15 protein-coding genes and 1 riboswitch are annotated in these 20563 nt (G+C 74.8%); of the genes, 14 read left to right on the forward strand and 1 reads right to left on the reverse strand.

All coding sequences use genetic code 11. The annotated features are described in order from the left end of the window. Window positions 1–8 precede the first annotated feature (8 nt). Window positions 9–785 carry a type 1 glutamine amidotransferase domain-containing protein gene (locus AAT21_RS30345; protein WP_046780148.1) on the reverse strand — a complete coding sequence of 259 codons (777 nt, stop codon included), beginning with the start codon at window positions 783–785 and terminating at the stop codon, window positions 9–11. A 203-nt stretch (window positions 786–988) separates the two neighbouring features. Here AAT21_RS30345 and AAT21_RS30350 point away from each other — a divergent pair, with 203 nt between their 5' ends. From AAT21_RS30350 to AAT21_RS30415, 14 genes are all read left to right on the forward strand, one after another. Further along, window positions 989–1990: an AraC family transcriptional regulator gene (locus tag AAT21_RS30350; RefSeq protein WP_046780149.1), complete on the forward strand. Its 1002-nt coding sequence runs from the start codon at window positions 989–991 to the stop codon at window positions 1988–1990. Window positions 1991–2159: 169 nt separating this feature from the next. Continuing rightward, window positions 2160–2223: riboswitch (guanidine-III (ykkC-III) riboswitch) on the forward strand. Window positions 2224–2449: 226 nt separating this feature from the next. Beyond that, complete coding sequence (locus AAT21_RS36255) at window positions 2450–2740, forward strand: WhiB family transcriptional regulator (protein WP_235439279.1); 291 nt, start codon at window positions 2450–2452, stop codon at window positions 2738–2740. A gap of 26 nt (window positions 2741–2766) precedes the next feature. After that, window positions 2767–3549: a hypothetical protein gene (locus AAT21_RS30360; protein ID WP_157879820.1), complete on the forward strand. Its 783-nt coding sequence runs from the start codon at window positions 2767–2769 to the stop codon at window positions 3547–3549. 403 nt (window positions 3550–3952) lie between these two features. Next, window positions 3953–5437, forward strand: coding sequence for an aldehyde dehydrogenase family protein (locus AAT21_RS30365; protein WP_046780151.1), 1485 nt, complete (start codon window positions 3953–3955; stop codon window positions 5435–5437). A gap of 14 nt (window positions 5438–5451) precedes the next feature. Further along, on the forward strand, window positions 5452–7011 hold the full coding sequence (locus tag AAT21_RS30370) for a GMC family oxidoreductase (RefSeq protein WP_046780152.1): 1560 nt from the start codon (window positions 5452–5454) through the stop codon (window positions 7009–7011). Next, a complete protein-coding gene (locus AAT21_RS30375) occupies window positions 7008–8171 on the forward strand; it encodes a quaternary amine ABC transporter ATP-binding protein (protein WP_079026064.1) in 1164 nt (387 codons plus the stop codon). Before AAT21_RS30370 ends, AAT21_RS30375 begins: the two co-directional genes overlap by 4 nt. A 52-nt stretch (window positions 8172–8223) precedes the next feature. Further along, window positions 8224–10287 (forward strand): ABC transporter permease subunit, encoded by a 2064-nt coding sequence (locus tag AAT21_RS30380; protein ID WP_046780153.1) that lies wholly within the window; start codon window positions 8224–8226, stop codon window positions 10285–10287. A gap of 1 nt (window position 10288) precedes the next feature. Continuing rightward, window positions 10289–11275: an ABC transporter substrate-binding protein gene (locus AAT21_RS30385; RefSeq protein WP_046780154.1), complete on the forward strand. Its 987-nt coding sequence runs from the start codon at window positions 10289–10291 to the stop codon at window positions 11273–11275. A gap of 322 nt (window positions 11276–11597) precedes the next feature. Then, window positions 11598–12203 carry a hypothetical protein gene (locus tag AAT21_RS30390; protein WP_046780155.1) on the forward strand — a complete coding sequence of 202 codons (606 nt, stop codon included), beginning with the start codon at window positions 11598–11600 and terminating at the stop codon, window positions 12201–12203. A gap of 240 nt (window positions 12204–12443) precedes the next feature. Then, window positions 12444–13172, forward strand: a complete 729-nt coding sequence (locus AAT21_RS30395) for a hypothetical protein (protein WP_046780156.1) — start codon at window positions 12444–12446, stop codon at window positions 13170–13172. A gap of 176 nt (window positions 13173–13348) precedes the next feature. Beyond that, window positions 13349–14470 (forward strand): LLM class flavin-dependent oxidoreductase, encoded by a 1122-nt coding sequence (locus tag AAT21_RS30400; RefSeq protein WP_046780157.1) that lies wholly within the window; start codon window positions 13349–13351, stop codon window positions 14468–14470. Beyond that, entirely contained in the window at window positions 14467–15129 is a 663-nt protein-coding gene (locus tag AAT21_RS30405; protein WP_046780158.1) for a CE1759 family FMN reductase, read from the forward strand. The genes AAT21_RS30400 and AAT21_RS30405 overlap by 4 nt, the downstream gene beginning before the upstream one ends. A gap of 136 nt (window positions 15130–15265) precedes the next feature. Further along, window positions 15266–18820 carry a hypothetical protein gene (locus tag AAT21_RS30410; RefSeq protein ID WP_046780159.1) on the forward strand — a complete coding sequence of 1185 codons (3555 nt, stop codon included), beginning with the start codon at window positions 15266–15268 and terminating at the stop codon, window positions 18818–18820. A gap of 174 nt (window positions 18821–18994) precedes the next feature. Continuing rightward, the gene (locus AAT21_RS30415) at window positions 18995–20554 is read left to right on the forward strand and encodes an MFS transporter (RefSeq protein ID WP_052758064.1); all 1560 of its coding nucleotides are present in this window, start codon (window positions 18995–18997) and stop codon (window positions 20552–20554) included. Window positions 20555–20563: the final 9 nt, after the last annotated feature.

Consider the following 20563-nt stretch of genomic DNA (forward strand, 5'->3'; position numbering starts at 1 on the left):
GGCAGGGCTCAACCCGCGCGGTCCGCCGTTCCCGCCGCCGCGTGCGCGCGGACCAGCGCGCGGTAGTCCGCCGCGAGGCGGTGGCAGTCACCCGGCCACCGCGCCGAGACGTAGTTGCCGTCCGTGACGGTGAAGCCGCGCCCGGGCCGGGCGGCGGTGTCGCGCAGGGGCAGCGGCGGACCGGCGAGGAAGTGCCGCGGATCGGCGAGCGCCGCCGTGACCTCCTGCTGCACGGTGGTCCGGTACGTGCGGTAGTAGCGCCCCAGCCACAGGCGGGTGAGGTTCCACCCCGTCAACTCCAGCAAGGACGTAAGGGCCGTCGTCCGCCTGCCGTGGAGGACCGAGCGCCCCGTCGCGGGATCCTTGGCCCGGGCGGCGAGCAGCACCCCGTGGCAGACGGCTCCCACCGGCAGCCCCCGGACGAAGATCCCGGCGAACAACCGCTGGGCGGTGGCGTCCTCGAGGAGCGTCCGCATGCCCGGTGCGTGACCACCGGGGACGAAGAGGCCCGTGACGGCGGCCGGATCGACGTCCGCGTACGAGCAGGGGGCGAGGAACGACGGGTCCTCGGTGAGGCGCCGGTATGCGGCCAGCTCGGCCCGGCGGGTCATCAGCCAGGGCGACAGCCAGGCGAAACCGAGGTCCGTGAGCCGGGGATCGGCGAGCGCGACCTTTCCGTCAGGGGTCGCGAAGCGCACCTCGAAGCCGGCGTCCCGCAACGCGGCCCAGGGCACCGCCGCCTCGGTGGGGTCGTAGTCGCCCGCGGGGAGCAGGAAGAGAATCACGGCGTACTCCTCTGGTGTCCGAAGGACGACGCTAAGAGCGGCCCGCCGCGCCGTCATTGACCCCCACGGCCAAGGCGTTGACTCCCCGGACCGGCCCCTCCACGTCCCTCCCCGTGTCTTTCTGTCCCTCCCCGTGTCTTCCCGCGCCGGACGGCCCGCGGACACTCTTGACGGGGGTGGTGCGCACGCATTGACTGACGGCCGTGTCCACCGCCGAGCCGCCCTCCGTCACAGCGTCCTACGCCCACGCCGTCCTGAGCGCGTCGGCCGGGGGCGGCGGCGGGTCCGGCCCCTGGGCCCTGCCCACGGACCGGCTGGAGTACGGCGAGATGCGCGCCCTGTGGGACGGGGTGCTCGCCTCCGGGGACGCGGGCCCCCACACCGGCCTGCTGGTCGGCGACCGCATCCGGCCCGACGGCCTGCACATCCTCGGCCACCTCGTCCTCACCTGCGCCAGCCTCGCGGAGGCCGCGGAGGCGGCCGAGCGCTACCACCCGCTGGTGAGCCAGGCGGGCACGGTGACCCTGGAGCGCCAGGGCGGCGTCGGCCGGATCGGCTACCGGCCGACCGTCGGACCGTCCGCCATGCACCCCCAGCAGGTGGAAGCGGTCGTCAGCAGCATGGTGCGGGCGGCCCGCTGGATCGTGGGCGACGACTGGACACCCCTGGCCGTGTCGTTCGCGCACCCCCGCGCGGGGGCCGCCGAGCCGTACGCGCGGGTGTTCGGCTGCGCCGTCGCCTTCGACGCCGCGGAGAACGCGATCACGGTCACGGACGAGGACCTCGACCGGCGCCGCCCCGTCCACGACCCGGTACTCAACGCCCTGCACCGGGCCTACGCCGACCGTCTCCTCGCGCGGCTGTCCGCGGCCGGGACGGTAGCCGGGGGCGTCCGGCGATGGCTCGACCGGGCCGCGCTGGAGTGCGCGAGCCCCGAGGGCCCGGCCCAGCAGCTCAACCTCAGTGTCCGCAGCCTGCGCAGGGCCCTGCACACCGAGGGCACGTCGTGGCGCGCCCTCCTCGATGCCGCCCGCCGCGCCCGGGCCCGACGGCTCCTGGAGACCACCGACCTGCCGCTGGACCGGATCGCCCCGCTCGTCGGGCTGAGCGGTGCGACGGCCCTGGTCCGGGCCTTCACCCGGTGGGAGGGCCTGCCGCCGGGGGCGTACCGCAGCCGGTTCCGGGCCGACACCCCGCGGTGCTAGTGCTGTGACCGGAAAGGTTCACCGGGGCACGGCGCCCGGCACGGCACCTCGCCGCGTTGTCGGACCACGCAAGTACGTCCNCCAGTACGAGACGTGGCCCTCCGCCTTGCGATGCACCGCACCGGACACCGCGACCCGGCAAACCTTTCCGGTCACAGCACTAGATTGTGCGGCGGCCGGATCCCAGGCCCCGGACGAGATGCGCCGTACCCGGTTACGCACGACGACGCGCGAGGTGCTGCCGCACGAGCGGCACCGCCCGCTGTCCGCACCCGGGCAGCGTCCTCGTCGAGCAAGACGGGCCGTACGGCCGGCACGTGGTGCGCGTCGACTCCCGGGCAGGTACGTACTGGCGCCTGTGACCCGGGGAACCGACGGCGCATGGACGCGCTCGTTCCGGTGATACGCGCCGGAACAAGGCGGTCACGACGGACCGCCCCTGCCGGAAGGAACCCGGGCGTGACCGACAACTCCCGTACGGACGTACTCCTCGACCCGCGGCTCCTCGACCCCCGGCACGACGCACCACTCGACGGACCGTGCCGCTCCGGGGCGCGGGATGTCTTCGAGCCGGCCGTGAACGAGAGGGCCGAGGCCGTCCGGGAGCGCGAAGAGGCCGCCAAGGCGGTCTGCCGCCGGTGCCCGGTCCGGCTCCCGTGCCGCCGCCACGCCCTGGCCGACCGGATCCCGCACGGCGTGCGCGGTGGCCTCACCCCGGACGAGCGCCACCTCCTGCTGGTGAACACCTGAGGCGTGTCCGGCCGTACGATCGGCGGATGCCCCGACGACCATCCTCGTCCCGCCCCTCCGTATGCGTCGACGTGCCCGACGGGCACGGGGTGATCGAGGTCGTCGGCGACGAAGGCGGCAGCCTGCTCCTCCTCGCGGGGGATCCGGCGGTCCTGGAGGCCAACGACGGCTGCGGCAGCCTGGGTTGGCTGGCCGCCCGCGCGGGAACCGGGGGCCCCGGGATCTCCGAGGTCAAGTACCTCACCGAGTGGCTGGGCGCCCCCGGCCTCGTGCCCGACCCGCGCACCGGCCGGGCCGAGCCGCCGGATCCGGAGTGCCTGCGCCCGCTGCTGTCCCTGCTCGTCCCCGGGCGGTACGTGGTGAGCGCCGGGCTCGCCCCGCACGACCTGAGGGTGGTCCACCCGCGGGCCCGCCGGGTCGAGACCTGGTACGCCGAGGAGGACCTGGCACTGGTGACCACGGACGCGTGGCCGCCGCGCGACCACCGGGCGGTACGGGCCTACGGCGACCGCATCCGCGCCGGGGAGGCCGCCGGGGGTGCCACCGCGGGCGGCCTACCGGCCCTGGTCGCGCTGTTCCCCACTGCCGGGAGCACCGTGGGATATCTCCTCGACGGGCACCACAAGCTCGCCGCGTACGAGCGGGCGGGCACGCCTGCGCTGGTCATCCGTCTGACCCCGCAGCAGCCGCGGCCCGTCCGGCAGGACGACCTCGACCGTGTCCGGGCGGCTTTCACCGACGGCATGCCCCGAGCCGGGGGCGACGCGCTGGGCGCTGTCCTCTCCGCCCTGTGGGCCGGGGCCGCCTGACGGTGGGCCGTCCACCCGTCCGGTCCGCGCGGAGGCCCTGACGGGGGCGCCGTCGGCCCCTGCGTACTGCCCTGGCCGCTGCCGCCGAGTCCCTGGCCGTCGCGGAGACCGTCGGCCCACCATGGCCGGCCGGGCTGCGAAGGGCCGGGCGAAGGGGAGAGCGTGCCCCGCCCCTCCCGGGCCGGCCGCCCCGGCCGCCCCCGGCGGTCCCAGGGCCTCGGCCGTCCCGGCCCGGGAGGGGTGACGCAGGCTCCGCGGCCCATCTCTCCGCGGAGCCACGGGGAGTGACTCCCGTCACTTCCAGTGACCGTTGGGACATGTCTTCCGAGGAGCGGGGCAAGCGCGCCCGAGCAGCACCACCGCGGGGAAGCCGCGGTGGCCGGAATCGGAGGTACAGCGCGTCGTGTCCGAGCAGACGACCATCCACATCGCGGGAACGTGGCGTTCCGCGATCTCAGGAGCCACCCGAGAGGTCCTCGACCCGGCGGACGGCACAGTCCTCGCCGTCGTCGCCGAGGGCGGCACCGCGGACACCGACGCGGCCGTCAGCGCCGCCCGCTCCGCCTTCGACGGCGGGGAGTGGCCCCGGACCCCCGTCCTGGAACGGGCGGCCGTCCTGCGCCGCACCGCCGTCCTGCTCCACCGCGACCGCGAACGCCTCGCCCTGCTGGAGAGCCGCGACGCGGGCAAGACCCTGGAAGAGGGCCGGGTGGACGTGAACTGCGTCGCCGACGCCTTCCTCTACTTCGCCGACCTCGTCTCCGGCGAGAGCGCGGGCCGCGTCGTGGACGCGGGCACCCCGGACGTACACAGCGTCGTCGTACACGAACCCGTCGGGGTCTGCGCGCTCATCACCCCCTGGAACTACCCGCTCCTCCAGGCCTCCTGGAAAATCGCCCCCGCCCTCGCCGCGGGCAACACCTTCGTGCTCAAGCCCAGCGAGATCACCCCGCTGTCCACCGCGGCCCTCATCGGCCTGCTGGTCGAGGCCGGCCTGCCGGCCGGCGTCGCGAACCTGGTCACCGGCCCCGGCGACCCCGTCGGCGCGCGCCTCGCCGCCCACCCCGACGTCGACCTCGTCTCCTTCACCGGCGGTCTCACCAGCGGCACGAAGGTGATGCGCGCGGCCGCCGACTCCGTCAAGAAGGTCGCCCTCGAACTCGGAGGCAAGAACCCCAACGTCGTCTTCGCCGACGCCTGCGCCACCGAGGAAGGCTTCGACACCGCCGTCGACCAGGCCCTCAACGCCGCCTTCATGCACAGCGGCCAGGTCTGCTCCGCGGGCTCCCGGCTCATCGTCGAGGAGGGCGTCGCCGGGCGTTTCGTCGCCGAACTCGCCCGCCGCGCCGACCGGATCCGCCTCGGCCGCGGCACCGACCCCGGCGTCGAGTGCGGTCCGCTGGTCTCCGCCGCCCAGCGCGAACGCACCGAGGAGTACGTGGCCTCCGCCCTCGCCGAAGGAGCCGTGCTCCGATCCGGCGGCGTACGCCCCGACGGCCCCGGCTACTTCTACCGGCCTACCGTGCTCGACCGCTGCCACCGCGGGATGCGCGTCGTACGGGAGGAGGTCTTCGGGCCCGTCCTGACCGTCGAGACCTTCCGCACCGAGGCCGAGGCCATCGCCCTCGCCAACGACACCGAGTACGGCCTCGCCGGAGCCGTCTGGACCTCCGACCCCGGCCGCGGCCGCCGCGTCGCGGGCCGGCTGCGCCACGGCACCGTCTGGATCAACGACTTCCACCCCTACCTCCCGCAAGCGGAGTGGGGCGGTTTCGGCAAGTCCGGCACCGGACGCGAACTGGGCCCCTCGGGCCTGGCCGAGTACCGCGAGACCAAGCACGTGTACCAGAACCTCGCCCCGCGCCCCGTGCGCTGGTTCGCGGGCTGAAAGAGGAGCACAGCATGACCACCCCCACACACCACCCCACCCCCGCGGAGCACGAGTACGACTACGTCGTCGTCGGAGGCGGCACCGCCGGCTCGGTGATCGCCTCCCGCCTGACCGAGGACCCCGACGTCACCGTCGCCGTCATCGAGGGCGGGCCCAGCGACGTCGACCGTCCCGACGTGCTCACCCTGCGCCGCTGGATGGGCCTGCTCGGCGGCGAACTCGACTACGACTACCCCACCACCGAGCAGCCCCGCGGCAATTCGCACATCCGCCACAGCCGCGCCCGCGTCCTCGGCGGCTGCTCCTCGCACAACACCCTGATCTCCTTCAAGCCGCTCCCGTCCGACTGGGACGAATGGGCCCAGGCGGGGGCCGAGGGCTGGCACGCGGCCGCCATGGACCCGTACTTCGACAAGCTCCTCAACAACATCGTTCCGGTGGCCGAGAAGGACCGCAACGCCATCGCCCGCGACTTCGTCGACTCCGCCCAGAGCGCCCTGGGCGTCCCGCGCGTCGAGGGCTTCAACCGCAAGCCCTTCCACGAGGGCGTCGGCTTCTTCGACCTCGCCTACCACCCCGAGGACAACAAGCGCTCCTCCGCGTCGGTGGCCTACCTCCACCCCGTCATGGACGAACGCCCCAACCTCCACATCCTCCTGGAGACCTGGGCCCACCGGATCGAACTCGACGGCACCCGGGCGCGCGGAGTCCGCGTACGCGCCGCCGACGGTACGGAGTCCCTGGTCACCGCAGGCCGTGAGGTACTGGTGTGCGCCGGCGCCGTGGACACCCCACGCCTGCTGCTGCACTCCGGCATCGGCCCGCGCGCCGACCTGGAGGCCCTCGGCATCCCGCCGGTCCACGACCTGCCCGGGGTGGGGGAGAACCTCCTGGACCACCCCGAGTCGGTGATCGTCTGGGAGACCGACGGCCCGATCCCGGAGAACTCCGCGATGGACAGCGACGCGGGGCTCTTCGTCCGCCGCGACCCCGAATCCGCGGGACCGGACCTGATGTTCCACTTCTACCAGGTCCCCTTCACCGACAATCCTGAGCGCATCGGCTACGAACGGCCCGCACACGGAGTGTCGATGACCCCCAACATCCCCAAGCCGCGCAGCCGCGGCCGCCTCTACCTCACCAGCGCGGACCCCGAGGTCAAACCGGCCCTGGACTTCCGCTACTTCACGGACGAGGACGACTACGACGGCCAAACCCTGGTGGACGGCATCAAGCTGGCCCGGAAGATCGCCGCGACCGAGCCGCTCGCCGGCTGGCTGGGCCGCGAGGTGTGCCCCGGGCCGGAGATCACCGGCGACGAGGAGCTGAGCGCGTACGCCCGTTCCGTCGCGCACACCGTCTACCACCCGGCCGGCACCTGCCGGATGGGCGCCGCCGACGACCCCGGCGCCGTCGTCGGCCCGGACCTGAAGATCCGCGGCCTCGAGGGCATCCGCATCGCAGACGCCTCCGTCTTCCCGACGATGCCAGCCGTCAACCCGATGATCGGAGTGCTCATGGTGGGAGAGAAAGCCGCCGAACTGCTGGCCCGGGACGGTGGTACCCGATGAACACCACCCCCGGCACCACCCCCGGCACGAGCTCCGCCCCCACCCCCGGCACCACTCCTGCCCCGTCCGTCACCGCCCCCGCCGGTGAGTCCGCCGGCGCCCCGGCCGGGTCCACCGTCTTCTCCGTGGACGGCCTCTGGAAGGTCTTCGGCCCCGACAAGGCCGCCGCGAAGGTCCCCGGCTCCGCCGACGCCGACCTCCCGGCCGCCGACCTGCGCGAGCGCACCGGCTGCACCGCGGCCGTCCGGGACGTCAGCTTCGACGTCCGCAAGGGCGAGGTCTTCGTCGTGATGGGCCTGTCCGGATCCGGCAAGTCCACCCTCGTACGCTGTCTCACCCGCCTCATCGAGCCGACCTCCGGAAGCCTGACCATCGACGGCGAGGACGTCCTGGCCATGGACGCCACCCGGCTGCGCGCCCTGCGCCGCCACCGCGCCGCCATGGTCTTCCAGCACTTCGGCCTGCTCCCGCACCGCACCGTCCTCGACAACGTGGCGTACGGACTGGAGATCCAGGGCGTCGGCCGCGGGGACCGCCGGACCAGGGCCGCCGAGCTCGTCGCCAAGGTCGGCCTGGACGGACTGGAGGACCGGCGCCCCGGCCAGCTCTCCGGCGGCCAGCAGCAGCGCGTGGGCCTGGCCCGCGCCCTCGCCGCCGATCCCGAGGTGCTGCTGTTCGACGAGCCGTTCAGCGCCCTCGACCCCCTCATCCGACGGGAGATGCAGGAGGAGGTCGCCCGGCTCCACCACGAGGAGGGCCGCACCATGGTCTTCATCACCCACGACCTCGCCGAGGCACTGCGCCTGGGGGACCGGATCGCCCTGATGCGCGACGGCCGCATCGTCCAGCTCGGCACGCCCGAGGAGATCGTCGGCTCCCCGGCCGACGACTACGTACGGGACTTCGTCCGCGACGTCCCGCGCGAGCAGGTGCTCACCGTCCGCACCGCGATGCGCCCCGCCGTCGCGGGCGAGGCCGAACAGGGCCCCGCACTGGGCCCCGCCACCACCGTGGTCGAGGCCATCCAGGCCGTCGCCCGCAGCGGCGGACCGGCCCGTGTCGTCGACCACGGCCGCTGCCTGGGCGTCGTGGACGACGCCGGGCTGCTCGCCGTCGTGGCCGGGCTCCCGGCCACGCCCGGACGGGGGGTGGCGGCATGACCCGCGCCGGCCGTCCCCCGACCCCTGTCCCCGACGCCCGGAGGTGGTGCGCATGACCGCGTCCCCGACCCACACCCAGGCCGGCTCCCGGGCCGCGGTCCCCGCGCAGACCCGGAGGTCCGCCGCACGACCCGCCGGCCCGGCTCCCTCCCGTACCGCGCCCGCCGCCGCGGCCCGGCCCCGCAGAGCATGGCGCGGCCCGGTCGCGAGCCGCGCGTTCCTGGTGCCGATGGGCGTCGCCGTCGCCCTGCTGATCCCGCTCGCCGTGGCCTTCCCCGGGGCCGGCAGCTGGCCCGCGGCCCTGGCCGTGGACCTCTCCGGCCCGCTCGGCCGCGCCGGCGACTGGATCATCGACCACCGCGACAGCCACCCGCTGTTCCTGTACCTCTTCGGCCACGTCAGCAACGCCGTCGTGGTGTCCGTCCGCGCCGTGTACGTGCTCCTCCTCGCCGCCGGCTGGACCGGGGTCACCGCCCTGGCCGCCCTGGTCGCCTGGCGCCTCGCCGGTACCCGGCTCGCCCTGACCTGCGCCGCCGCCTTCGCCGCCTGCGGGCTGCTCGGCATGTGGGTGCCGACCATGCAGACCCTCGCGCTGATGGTCGTCGCCGTCGGCGCCTCCGTCGTGCTCGGCGCCCTGCTGGGCCTCGCCGCGGGCCTCTCCCCGCGCGCCCACCGCCTGCTGCGCCCCGTACTGGACACCATGCAGATCCTGCCGGCCTTCGCCTATCTGCTGCCGATGGTGCTGGTCTTCGGCATCGGCGTGCCCGCCGCCGTCCTCGCCACCGTGGTCTACGCCGCCCCGCCGATGGCCCGCCTCACCGCCCTCGGCCTGCGCGAGGCCGACGCGGGCGTCATGGAGGCCACCGCCTCGCTCGGCGCCACCGGCCGCCAGCGGCTGCTCACCGCCCGCCTCCCGCTGGCGCGCCCGCAGCTCCTCCTCGGCGTCAACCAGGCCATCATGACCGGCCTCTCCATGGCCGTCATCGCCTCCGTGATCGGCGCGGGCGGCCTCGGCGACCGCGTCTACCAGGCCCTCGCCTCCGTGGACGTCGGCGCCGCCCTCGCCGCCGGCATCCCGATCGTGCTGCTCGCCGTCGTCCTCGACCGCACCGCCGACGCCGCGGGCCGCCGGCTCGGCGCCGAACCCGTACCCGTCAGCGAACAGCACCTGCTGCGGCGGGTGTTCTCGGGCTGGTACGGCCGCCTCCTCACCCTCCTCGCGGCGGTGGCCGTCGCCGTCGTCGGCCGGATGGCCGGCACCTCCCTATGGCCGGAATCCTGGACCGTCTCCCTGGCCGAGCCGGTGAACTCCGCCGTCGCCTGGATGACCGGCCACCTCTACTCCGGTGTGCCCGTCGTCGGCGGCACCGCCGACTGGGCCGCCCGCTTCACCGGCTGGGTCCTCGACCCGCTGCGCGCCGGGCTCCAGGCCGCCCCCTGGTGGCTGCTCCTGCTCCTGGCCGGCGCGCTCGCCCTGCTCGCCGGCACCTGGCGTACCGCGCTCACCGCGGTTCTGGCCCTCGCCGCCGTCGGGGTGCTCGGCGTGTGGGAAGCCTCCCTGGACACGCTCTCCCAGGTCCTGGCCGCCGTGACCGTGACCCTCGTCCTCGGCTTCGCGATCGCCGTGGGAGCCGCCCGCAGCGCCCGGGCCGAGCGGCTGCTGCGGCCGGTCCTGGACGTCTGCCAGACCCTGCCGCAGTTCGTCTACCTCATCCCCGTGGTCGCGCTCTTCGGCGTCGGCCGCGCCCCGGCCGCCGCGGCCGCGATCGTGTACGCCCTGCCCGCCGTCGTCCGGATCACCGTCCAGGGCCTGCGCGAGGTGGACCCGGCCGTCGTGGAATCCGCCCGCTCGCTCGGCGCGACCCGCTCCCAGCTGCTGCGCCAGGTCCAGCTGCCGCTCGCCCGGCCCGCGCTGCTGCTGGCCGTCAACCAGGCCGTGGTGCTGGTGCTCGCCGTCGTCATCATCGGCGGCCTCGTCGGCGGTGGCGCGCTCGGCTACGACGTCGTCCTCGGCCTCGCGCAGGGCGACCTCGCCACCGGCCTGGTGGCCGGCGCCGCGATCGTCTGCCTCGGCCTGCTCCTCGACCGTGTCACCCAGCCCGCGAAGGAGGCCTGACATGCGCGACACGCACCACGGGCGGCCGCTGCGCCGCCGCCGCGGCGCGGCCCTCCTCGCCGCCGCGACCGGACTCGCCGTCCTCACCGGCTGCGGGGCCGCGGACATGACCCGCCAGACCTCCCCGTACGCGGCGGCACAGGGCGCGAAGACCGTCACCCTCTCCGTCCAGTCGTGGGTCGGCGCCCAGGCGAACACCGCCGTCGCCTCCTACCTCCTCGAACACGAGCTGGGCTACCGGGTCGACACCGTCCAGGTCGACGAGGTGCCCGCCTGGGACGCCCTCAGCCAGGGGCGCGTCGACGCGATCCTGGAGGACTGGGGCCACCCCGAACAGGAGAAGCGGTACGTCGAGGGCAAGAAGACCATCACCCGCGGCGGGGACCTGGGGGTCACGGGCCACATCGGCTGGTTCGTCCCCACGTACTTCGCCGAGGCCCATCCCGACGTCACCGACTGGAAGAACCTCGACAAGTACGCCGACCGGCTGCGCACACCGGAGAGCCGCGGCAAGGGCCAGCTGCTGGACGGCTCCCCGTCCTACATCACCAACGACAAGGCGCTGGTGAAGAACCTGGACCTGGACTTCGAAGTGGTCTTCGCGGGCTCCGAGGCCGCCCAGATCACCCAGATCAAGCAGTTCGCCAAGGAGCGCAAGCCCTTCCTGACGTACTGGTACGAGCCGCAGTGGCTCTTCGAGCGCGTCCCGATGACCGAGGTGAAGCTGCCCGAATACACCGAGGGCTGCGCCGACGACCCCGAGAAGGTGGCCTGCGCGTACCCGCACACGCCGCTGCAGAAGTACCTCAACACGCGCTTCGCGGAGTCGGGAGGCAAGGCGGCCGACTTCCTGAAGAAGTTCCACTGGACGAAGGACCAGCAGAACGAGGTTTCCCTGATGATCGCGGAGGAGAAACTGTCGCCCCAGCAGGCGGCGAAGAAGTGGGTGGAGCGCAACGAGAACGTCTGGAAGCCCTGGCTGACCTGACCACCCCGAGCCGTCCCTCCCCCGGAGGCAGGGCACACCCCGCCCGCCGGCGAGGCGCGGCAGGCGGAGGTCCGGCTCGCCCGCCCCGTCGGGCCGCCTACGCCATGCCCTGAGCACCCCCACAGCCCCTGCCGGCGCTTCGCCCGCGGGGGCTGTGCGCTGCGCCAAGTCGGCAACGTCTTGTGGAACGGGCCGGGGGACACCCGGGGACGGGGCGGGGGCGAAGTACGGTCGAGCGACCGGCCGGGCCACGCCCTCGGCAGTCGACGGCTCCGGCCGGGGCCGGCCCTCTGCGATGCCGTGACCGGAACAGGAGCAGCCGTTGCTTCTCTACGCCCAGACGCCCGCGCGCCGGAACCGCCAGATCCTCGCGGACCTGATCGCGGTACTCCTGATCGCCGTCGCGGTGAGGTTCGCCCTGGCCGTCCACGAGGCGATCATGCTGCTGGCCGAGCCGGGCCGGAAGGTGGAGAGTTCCGGGGACAGCCTGGCCGCGGCCCTGGACGACGCCGGGGAGACGGCCTCACGGGTGCCGCTCGTCGGCGACCTCCTGAAGACACCGTTCCGGTCCGCGTCCGACGCCGGCAGCGGCCTCGCCGACGCCGGTGAGTCGCTGCAGGACATCGTCGGACAGGTGGCGTTCCTGGCCGCGCTCGGCCTGATCGTCGTCCCCGTGGCCTTCGTGCTCCTGCTGTGGCTTCCCCTCCGGCTGCGCTGGATCCGTCGCACCGCCGCCATCCGCCGCCTCCTCGACGCTCCCGGCGGCGCGGACCTGCTCGCCCTGCGTGCCCTCACCGGGCCGCCGGGCAACCTCGCCTCGATCCCCGCCCCGCCCGGCGGCCTCGCCGATGCCTGGCGCCGCGGCGACCGGCAGGCCATCTCCGCTCTGTCCGAGATCACCCTCAGGCGGGCGGGCCTGCGTCCCTGACGGCCGCGGCGGCCGGGCGCGGCCCCGGTCCGGCCCGCGGCCGCCGGGGCCGTCCGCAGGGCGTGAGGCAGCGCCGTCGGCCGTCTGGAAGGATCACCGGCTACGGTGCCCTTGATCGCCGTTCTCCCGGCCGCCCGGGCTGCGCCGCCGCGGGGAGCACGGTCCGGCCGTCGCGCGTTGCACGGTCGAAGGGTGCGATGCGTCGTACCCACCGCACCACCGAGCGACGAGGAGGATCTGATGAGCGTGGCCGACGGGGGGCGGCAGTGGCCGGACGAGGTCAGCGTCGAGAACGCGAGGGCGACGCTGCTGCAGCTCCTGGCCCGGGCGGGGGTCCCGTCCGATGACGCACGGCAACTGATCGGGCTCCTGGAGGCGGGCGCGCTGGCTCTCGCGCACGAGGAGCTGAGCGGCGGCCGGATCGCCGCGGGGGAGAAGGACGAGCCCTACGAGTCGGGCCGGCTCGACGGTGCCCGGGACGTCCTGGAGGAGCTCGGAGCCGTCGCCGAGCGGACCCTGGTACGGGCCGTCGGAGCGGCAGGGGAGCAGGGCACGGCGGGGGAGCGCCCTCGGGCCAGACGCATGGAGGTGGAACGGGCCCGGGTGGCGGTCACACCGCTGTACCTGTCGTTCACCGAGGTCTCGGAGCTGGATCCGGAGGTGACGGACGAGGTCCTCGCCGCCGTCCTCGGCACGATGAGCCCCCGGCAGCGGGCGGGATACGCCGGCCGGCTGACGGATTTCGCCGCGGACCACCAGGCCCGGCTGGAGCGGATGTTCGCCGGCTACGGACCGGGGAGCGCCATCACGATGCACGGCCGCTATTCGCTGCTCCACTCCGCCACGAGCATCGCCGTGCTGGAGCGGCTCGCCGCCGCGCCGCGGGAGCTGCGCGAGGAGTGGGACGCCGTGGAGCTGCCGCCTGCGTGGCTGGACGGGCTGACGACCGCCTGGAACGCCCCCGCCTGACCCGCCACCTGACCGCCGTCGCGTCGCGGCGAACGCGGTCGTCGTCACCAGCCGCCCGGGCCGTCCCGCCGGGCGGCTTCTCGTTGTGCCGGGCCGTTGGGCCGTCGGGAATACCTCGGCCGCACCCCCCGTTCCCGGGTATAGTTGAATCGTAAACAATCTTGGGAAGGGGAGCCATGCGGTTCGGGATCTTCACAGTCGGTGACGTCACGGCCGATCCGACGACCGGACGCGTGCCCAGCGAGCACGAACGCATCAAGGCGATGCTCGCCATCGCGCAGAAGGCCGAGGAGGTCGGCCTCGACGTCTTCGCCACCGGCGAGCACCACAACCCGCCGTTCGTCCCCTCCTCGCCGACCACGATGCTCGGCTACATCGCCGCACGCACCGAGAACCTGATCCTGTCCACGTCGACGACGCTGATCACCACGAACGACCCGGTGAAGATCGCCGAGGACTTCGCGATGCTCCAGCACGTCGCGGACGGCCGCGTCGACGTGATGACGGGCCGCGGCAACACCGGACCGGTCTACCCCTGGTTCGGCAAGGACATCCGCGACGGCATCGACCTCGCCATCGAGAACTACGCCCTGCTGCGCCGCCTCTGGGACGAGGACGTCGTCACCTGGAAGGGCAAGTTCCGCACGCCGCTGCAGTCCTTCACCTCCACCCCCCGCCCCCTCGACGGCGTCGCGCCCTTCGTATGGCACGGCTCCATCCGCTCGCCCGAGATCGCCGAACAGGCCGCGTACTACGGCGACGGCTTCTTCCACAACAACATCTTCTGGCCGGCCTCCCACACCGAGCAGATGGTGAACCTCTACCGGCAGCGCTACGCCCACTACGGACACGGCACCCCCGAACAGGCCATCGTCGGCCTCGGCGGCCAGGTATTCATGCGCAAGAACTCGCAGGACGCGGTGCGCGAGTTCCGTCCGTACTTCGACAACGCGCCCGTCTACGGCCACGGCCCGTCCCTGGAGGAGTTCACCTCCCAGACGCCGCTGACCGTCGGCTCCCCGCAGGAGGTCATCGAGCGGACGCTCTCCTTCCGGGACTACGTCGGCGACTACCAGCGCCAGCTGTTCCTGATGGACCACGCGGGCCTGCCTCTGAAGACCGTCCTGGAGCAGCTCGACCTGCTGGGCGAGGAGGTCGTCCCGGTGCTGCGCAAGGAGTTCGCGAACATGCGCCGGGCCGGCGTACCCGACGCGCCGACGCACTCGGCCCGGGTCGCGGCCGCCGCCCAGGAGACCACGCAGGACGCGAAGGACATGAAGGAGGAGACGCAGGCATGAAGATCGTCGTCGTATCGGCCGGGCTGAGCTCACCCTCCTCCACCCGGCTGCTCGCCGACCGGCTCGCGGCCGCGACCCTGCAGCACGTGGACGCCGAGACCGAAGTGATCGAACTACGGGAGCTGGCGACGGAGATCGCCCAGCACTTCGTCACCGGGTTCCCGCCCGCCAGGCTGGCCGCCGCGCTCGACGCGGTGGCCGCCGCGGACGGTCTGATCGCCGTGACGCCGGTGTTCGCGGCCTCCTACAGCGGCCTGTTCAAGTCCTTCTTCGACCTCATCGACAAGGACGCCCTCACCGGCAAACCGGTGCTCCTCGGCGCGACCGGCGGCACGGCCCGGCATTCCCTGGTCACCGAACACGCCCTGCGCCCGCTCTTCACCTACCTGCGAGCGCTCGTCCTGCCGACCGCCGTCTACGCGGCCTCGGAGGACTGGGGCGAGGAGGGACTGGCGCAGCGGATCGCGCGTGCGGGCGCCGAACTGGCACGGTTCACCGCCCCCGCCGCGGTTCCCGGCGCGGGCACCGCCCCCGACGTCGACACTGCCGCCGCGATCGCGCCGCGTTCGCCGACCGGGGCGATCACGTCGGTGGATCCGGCGGACGGCTTCGTGACCGTGCCGTTCGAAGAGCGGCTGGCCGCGCTGCGCGTCCCGTAACCGCCGCAGCCCCTCCTCACCGCTGCCCGCTGCCCGCCGCCCGCCGAACCCGGGCGGTGGGCAGCGGGCGGACCGGGGCCGGGTGCCCCGAAATTCGATGGGGCCGAGGCCACCCCGTCGGGCACAATGCCCAGCGATGATCTCGACCGCAGACGAACTGCTCGCCGCCCTCGCACCCCTGCCGCACGCCGCCCGGCTCCGGTACACCGCCGTCACCGCCCACCGGCTGGCAGCCCGGAACGGAGCCCTGCGGGACCTCCTCACCGCCCTGGACGCGCGCGGCCCCTACGAGCGCCGCCTCGCCGCACTGGCCGCCCTCACCGGCGGTGAACTCGGGCACCTCGCCGCCCGGCTCGGCGACAGCGACCCCGTCGTCCGCCGGTACGCGCTGCGCGGCGCCCGCCGACTGCCCGTCCCGGACGCCGCCGTCGAGGCCGCGTACGACGACGCGCCCGCCGCGGTCCGGGCGGACCTGGCACGACTGCTGCGCGACGGACGACGCACCCGGCTCGCGGAGCGGCTGGCCCTCAGGGCGCGCACCGCGTACGGCGACCGGGACGCCGCCCGCCTCCTGCCGGGCTGCTCGCCGCAGTTCGCGGCCGCGCTGCTGCCCGAACTCGCCGGGGCGCTCGCCTTCGAGGACTGGGGCGTACTGGCCGCCCGCCACCCCGCCGCCGTCCTCGACCACGCGGAACGCGAACTCGCCGGGCTTCCCGCGCAGTTGCGTGAAGTCTGGTGGAAGCAGCACGCCACTGCCCTCGCTGCCGCCCTGCCCGCCGCCCCGGAGCGGGTCCTGGACCTGCTGGAACGCCACGGCCCGGACAACCTGCCCGATCCCGTGCACGGCGGGTTGGGCCACCTCGTCGCGGTGGACGCCGAGCGCGTCGCACGCTGGTACGCCGACCCCGCGCGGGCGGGGGCACGGTGGGAACGGACACCCGGCCCGGCCGTCATGCGGCAGCTGGTGAAGGCCGACCCGCCGTCCCTGAACCGGCTCGGGGCGCGGTGGTTCCACCGGGGCGCCTTCACCACCCTCCTGCGGTCGATGCCCCCGGCACGCCGCCCCGCCTTCGTGGACGCCGTCGTCGCCGCGGCCGGTCCCCGCCCGAACGTCCACGTGCACGAGGAGGTACTCGCCCTCCTGCCGGCCGCCGAGCGGCACGCCCGGGCCCGCGCGGCGATCGAGGGGCTCGGCACCGGAGGCGACAGAGGCTGGGGCCTGTGGGGTCCGCTCTCCCTGCTGCCGCCCGCCGAGGCCCGCCCAGGACTGCTGGCCGCCCTCGGTACCTGCGACGCGGACGACCGCGGCTCCCTCTGGGCGCAGCTGAGCCTCAACGCCGGCTACACCCGCGACCCGGAAGAGGTGGCCGAGATCCTCGCGCTGGCTGCGGGCCGGCTGGTCAACGAGCGCGACCCCGTACGCCACGATGCCCTCGCCGCCTTCGCCGATCTGCCCGCACCGCTGCTCGTACGCGCCCTCGGGGCCGGCGCACCCGCCGCCGGCCGCAGCGGGGCCGCGTCGCTCGAACGACTGTGCCTGGACGCCCTGCGGGCCCGGGACTGCTCCGAGGGAACCCGGAACACCCTCCGGACCCTGGCCGTGACCCTGCTCGGCACCGCCCCCGGTACGCCGGCCGGTTCCGCCGCCCTGCGGAGCGCCGTACGCATGCTGGAGGCGCTGACCGCGCACACCGGCACCGTGGACCTCGGACCTGAGGGCAGCATCGCGCGCACCGGCGCGATCCGCGCGGCCCTCGACGCCCTCGGCCCGTGGCTGGACCGTGCCACCGCCCAGGGGGACATCGCGCCGCTGCTCGCGTTCGTCACGGCCTGCGGCCGCCGTGCGCACCGGATCCCCGAACTCCGGCACCGCCTCGAACAGGCCCTCCGGACGTGCCCGGACACCCACTTCGGCGACGTCGCCGAGGCCTGGCTGGCCGACCCGGCGACCCGCGGCGCCCGCGTCACCGAGCTGCTGGCGCGGGAGCCCTCCGTGGTGTTCCTGCCCGCGGTGCTCGCCGTACTGGCGGCCGAGCGCACCGACCTGCTGGACTGCGCTCTGCCCGAGGCCCCGCCCCCGGGCGGCCGATTCCCGGCGGCCGGCACCGCCCGGCCGCTGCCCCCCTTCCGGTACGCCGACCGGTGGCTGCCCCGGCAGCAGGAGGCCGCGGTCCGGCTGGCCGCGGCCGTCGTGGCCGACACCGGCCGCGGTCTCGACGAACGGGCCGCGCTGCTGCGTGCGGTGGCGCCGGTGCCGGAGTACGGGCGTGCCCTGCTCCAGCGGTACATCGGCCAGGCCGGCCACTCCGCCTCCGGCCGCTCCGAGTCCGGCGCTGCCGAGTCCCGCCACTCCGCCTCCGGCCGCTCCGGGTCCGTCGCCGCAGACCCTGCCGACGCCACGTCCCTCGATGCCGAGTCCGCGCCGACGGCCCTGACAGCAGTCCTGACGGCAGCGGCCCTGGACGCCTCCGCCCACCTGCACGACCCGGCCTCCGTCCTCGGCGCCCTGCTCGACCACGCGGGGGACGACAGGGCGGCGGCCGCCTGGTCCGCAGCCGGCCGTGCGGCCGCCCACGCCCGTCCCAGCCGCGTCGAGGCCGTGCTCCGTGACGTCCTGACCCGCGAGAGCGGGGTGAAGGTGACCGTGCGGAAGGCGGCTGCCCGGCTCGCCGTCGGACACCTCGCCCCGGGCGCCTCCTCCGCGCTCCTGTCCACCGTCGCCCGTACCCCGGGCGTCCATCAGGATGTGCACGCCACGGTCGTCGGCCTGGCCCCGGCGCTCCTGCCGGACGAGGACATGTGGGCGCTCCTGGAGTCGGCGGCCGCCCACGGGCCCGACGTCGCCCGGCGCGCGCTCCTGGACCGGGGCCCGACGGCCCTCGCGCCGGCCCACCGGTCCCGCTACGGGGAACTCGTCGCCCGACTGCCCCTGGTCGCCGAGGAATGCACGGCGAACGCAGCCCTGGGCGTTCTCGAGTACTGGGCGCCCTACGCACCCGCGGCCGGCAGAGTGCTGGCGGACGTCTACACCGACCTCGCATCGCCCCTGAGCGAATGGCGGGCGCGGTCCGGACTGACGCAGCTCGCCCAGTCCGAACTGCCGCACCCGCTGGGTGGCGTGGCTCCGGGCAGCCTCCTCCACGGCGTGGTGGAACGGCTGCTGGCCCTCATCGCGGCCGGAGAGCCGGAGGGCGGCGGACCCGGTGGTGACCTGCCGGCCCGCCGTCGCCTGGACTCCCTGCTCGCCTCATGGATCCGCGACCACCGGATGTGCGCGGCCCTGGCCCGCCGGCTGGCGAACGAACCGCAACTCACCGCCACCCGCACCGCCCTGCTCGTCCGGGCCGTCGACCTGGCGGGGCCCGAGCCGGACATCCTCCTCGCGCTCCGCGAGCTGGCCGCGGCCATCGGGGACCGCCCGGTCCTCGCGGGCCGGGTGGCGGAGGACCTCAAGTCCGCACACCGGTACGGCGAACCGCTCGCCGCTCCCGCCGCCGCCCTCGCCGCGACCGGTTCCCTGGGCGGCGACGGCGGACTCGTCGAAGGCCTCCTCGCCGTCGGCCTGGCCACGGCACTCGGCATCCGCCACAACTGGCCGGAGACCTGCCGCGCCACCGTCGTCGCGCTGCGCCGCCACCCCGAACCGGAGGTCAGGGAGACGGCGTACGCCACGGTCCTCGACGGCCACTGAACCCGCGTCGACCGGCGTCGACCGGCGTCGACCGGCGTCGCCCGCCGCGGCAGGCGGGCCGTCGGCGCCGGCGGGTGCCGCCTCAGGCCGGTGCACAGGTGCGGACAGGAGTGGACAGTCACCGCCCCGGCCGGGCATGGAAAGTGGACACCGCCCGCCGTGAGGCTGTGCGCCATGAACCTTGGACGTACGAAGGACACCCCGGCCGCCCCGCCCCGCCCGGGGCCCGCACTCGCGGCGCTGGCCGCCGCGCAGTTCACCGTCATGCTCGCGACCTCGATCGTGAACGTGGCCCTGCCGCAGATCCGGGCCGGGGTGGGACTGTCGGACGGCGGCACCACGTGGGTGGTCAACGCCTACGGGCTGGCGTTCGGGGCGCTGCTCCTCGCCGGGGGCCGGGCGGCCGACCTCCTCGGCCGCCGCCGGGTGCTGATCGCAGGCCTCGCCCTGTTCGCCGGGGCCTCGCTGGCGGCGGGACTCGCCGCCACGCCGACGCTGATGATCACCGCCCGCGCCGTGCAGGGTCTCGGCGCCGCCGTCATCGCCCCGGCCGCGCTCGCCCTGGCGATGGACCTGTTCCCGCCCGGCCCCGCCCGGGGGAGGGCCCTGGGGGTGTGGGGAGCGGTCTCCGGTGCGGGAGGCGCGGTCGGTGTCCTGCTGGGCGGCGTACTCACCCAGGCGTGGGGCTGGCCATGGGTCTTCCACATCGCCGCTGTGGGAGCGCTGCTGGTTCTGGCCGCGGTGGCGGTGTCCGTGCCGCGGGGAACCGGCCGGGGGACCGGGCGGTTCGACCTCCCGGGGACGGTCACCGTCACCCTCGCCCTGACCTGCCTGGTCTGGGCGCTGACCAGCGCACGCGCCCTCGGCTGGACGAACGCCGGAGTGCTCGGCTCCCTCCTCGCCGCCGCCGTACTGTTCGTGGCCTTCGCCGTCGTCGAACGCCGCCGGCCGGACGCGCTGATCCCGCCGAGGCTGTTCGCCACCGGCCAGGTCGCCGCGGGCAATGTCCTGATGGCGCTGCTGGGGTCCGTGTGGATCGCGCTGTTCTTCTTCCTTCCGCTCTACCAGCAACAGGTCCTCGGGATGAGCCCCCTGACGACCGGCGCCGGCCAACTTCCCCTCGCCGTGGCCAACATGCTCGGCGCCGTCGCGGCACCCCGGATCTCCCGGCGCATCGGCGCGACCGCCACCGTGGTCGCGGCCCTGCTCACCGAGGCCGCCGGAATGCTGTGGCTGTCCCGGATGACCGCCGAGGGGACCTACCTCGTCGACATCCTCGGCCCGAGCGTCCTGGTCGGTCTGGGCCTGAGCGTCGCCTTCGTCCAGCTCACCGCACTCGCCGTGGACGGCGTCGCCCGGCAGGACGCGGGCCTGGCGGGCGGCCTGGTGAACACCACCCGGCAGGTCGGCGGCGCGATCGGCCTCGCCGCCCTCGCCACCCTGGCCGGCTCCGTCACCGCCCACGCGTCCGGCCACCAGCCCCCGCTCGAAGCCCTCACCGCCGGCTACCGGACCGCCTTCGCGGTCTCCGCCGCGATCCTGGCGGCCTCCGCGCTCCTCGCCCTGCCACTCACCCTCACCCGCCAGGCCCGCAGCGCCCGCTGTGCGCTCGTCCCGTGCCGCACGCCCGCAGCCGCGCCGCCGCCCCCACAGGGCGGGACGCCCCAACCTGCTTCAGGCCCCGCTCCCACCCCCGCTCCCACCCCCGGGCCGGCCTCCGCTCCGGCCCTCTGACCCGGAGCC

Source organism: Streptomyces yangpuensis (genome assembly GCF_001005295.1).
GTDB lineage: Bacteria > Actinomycetota > Actinomycetes > Streptomycetales > Streptomycetaceae > Streptomyces > Streptomyces yangpuensis.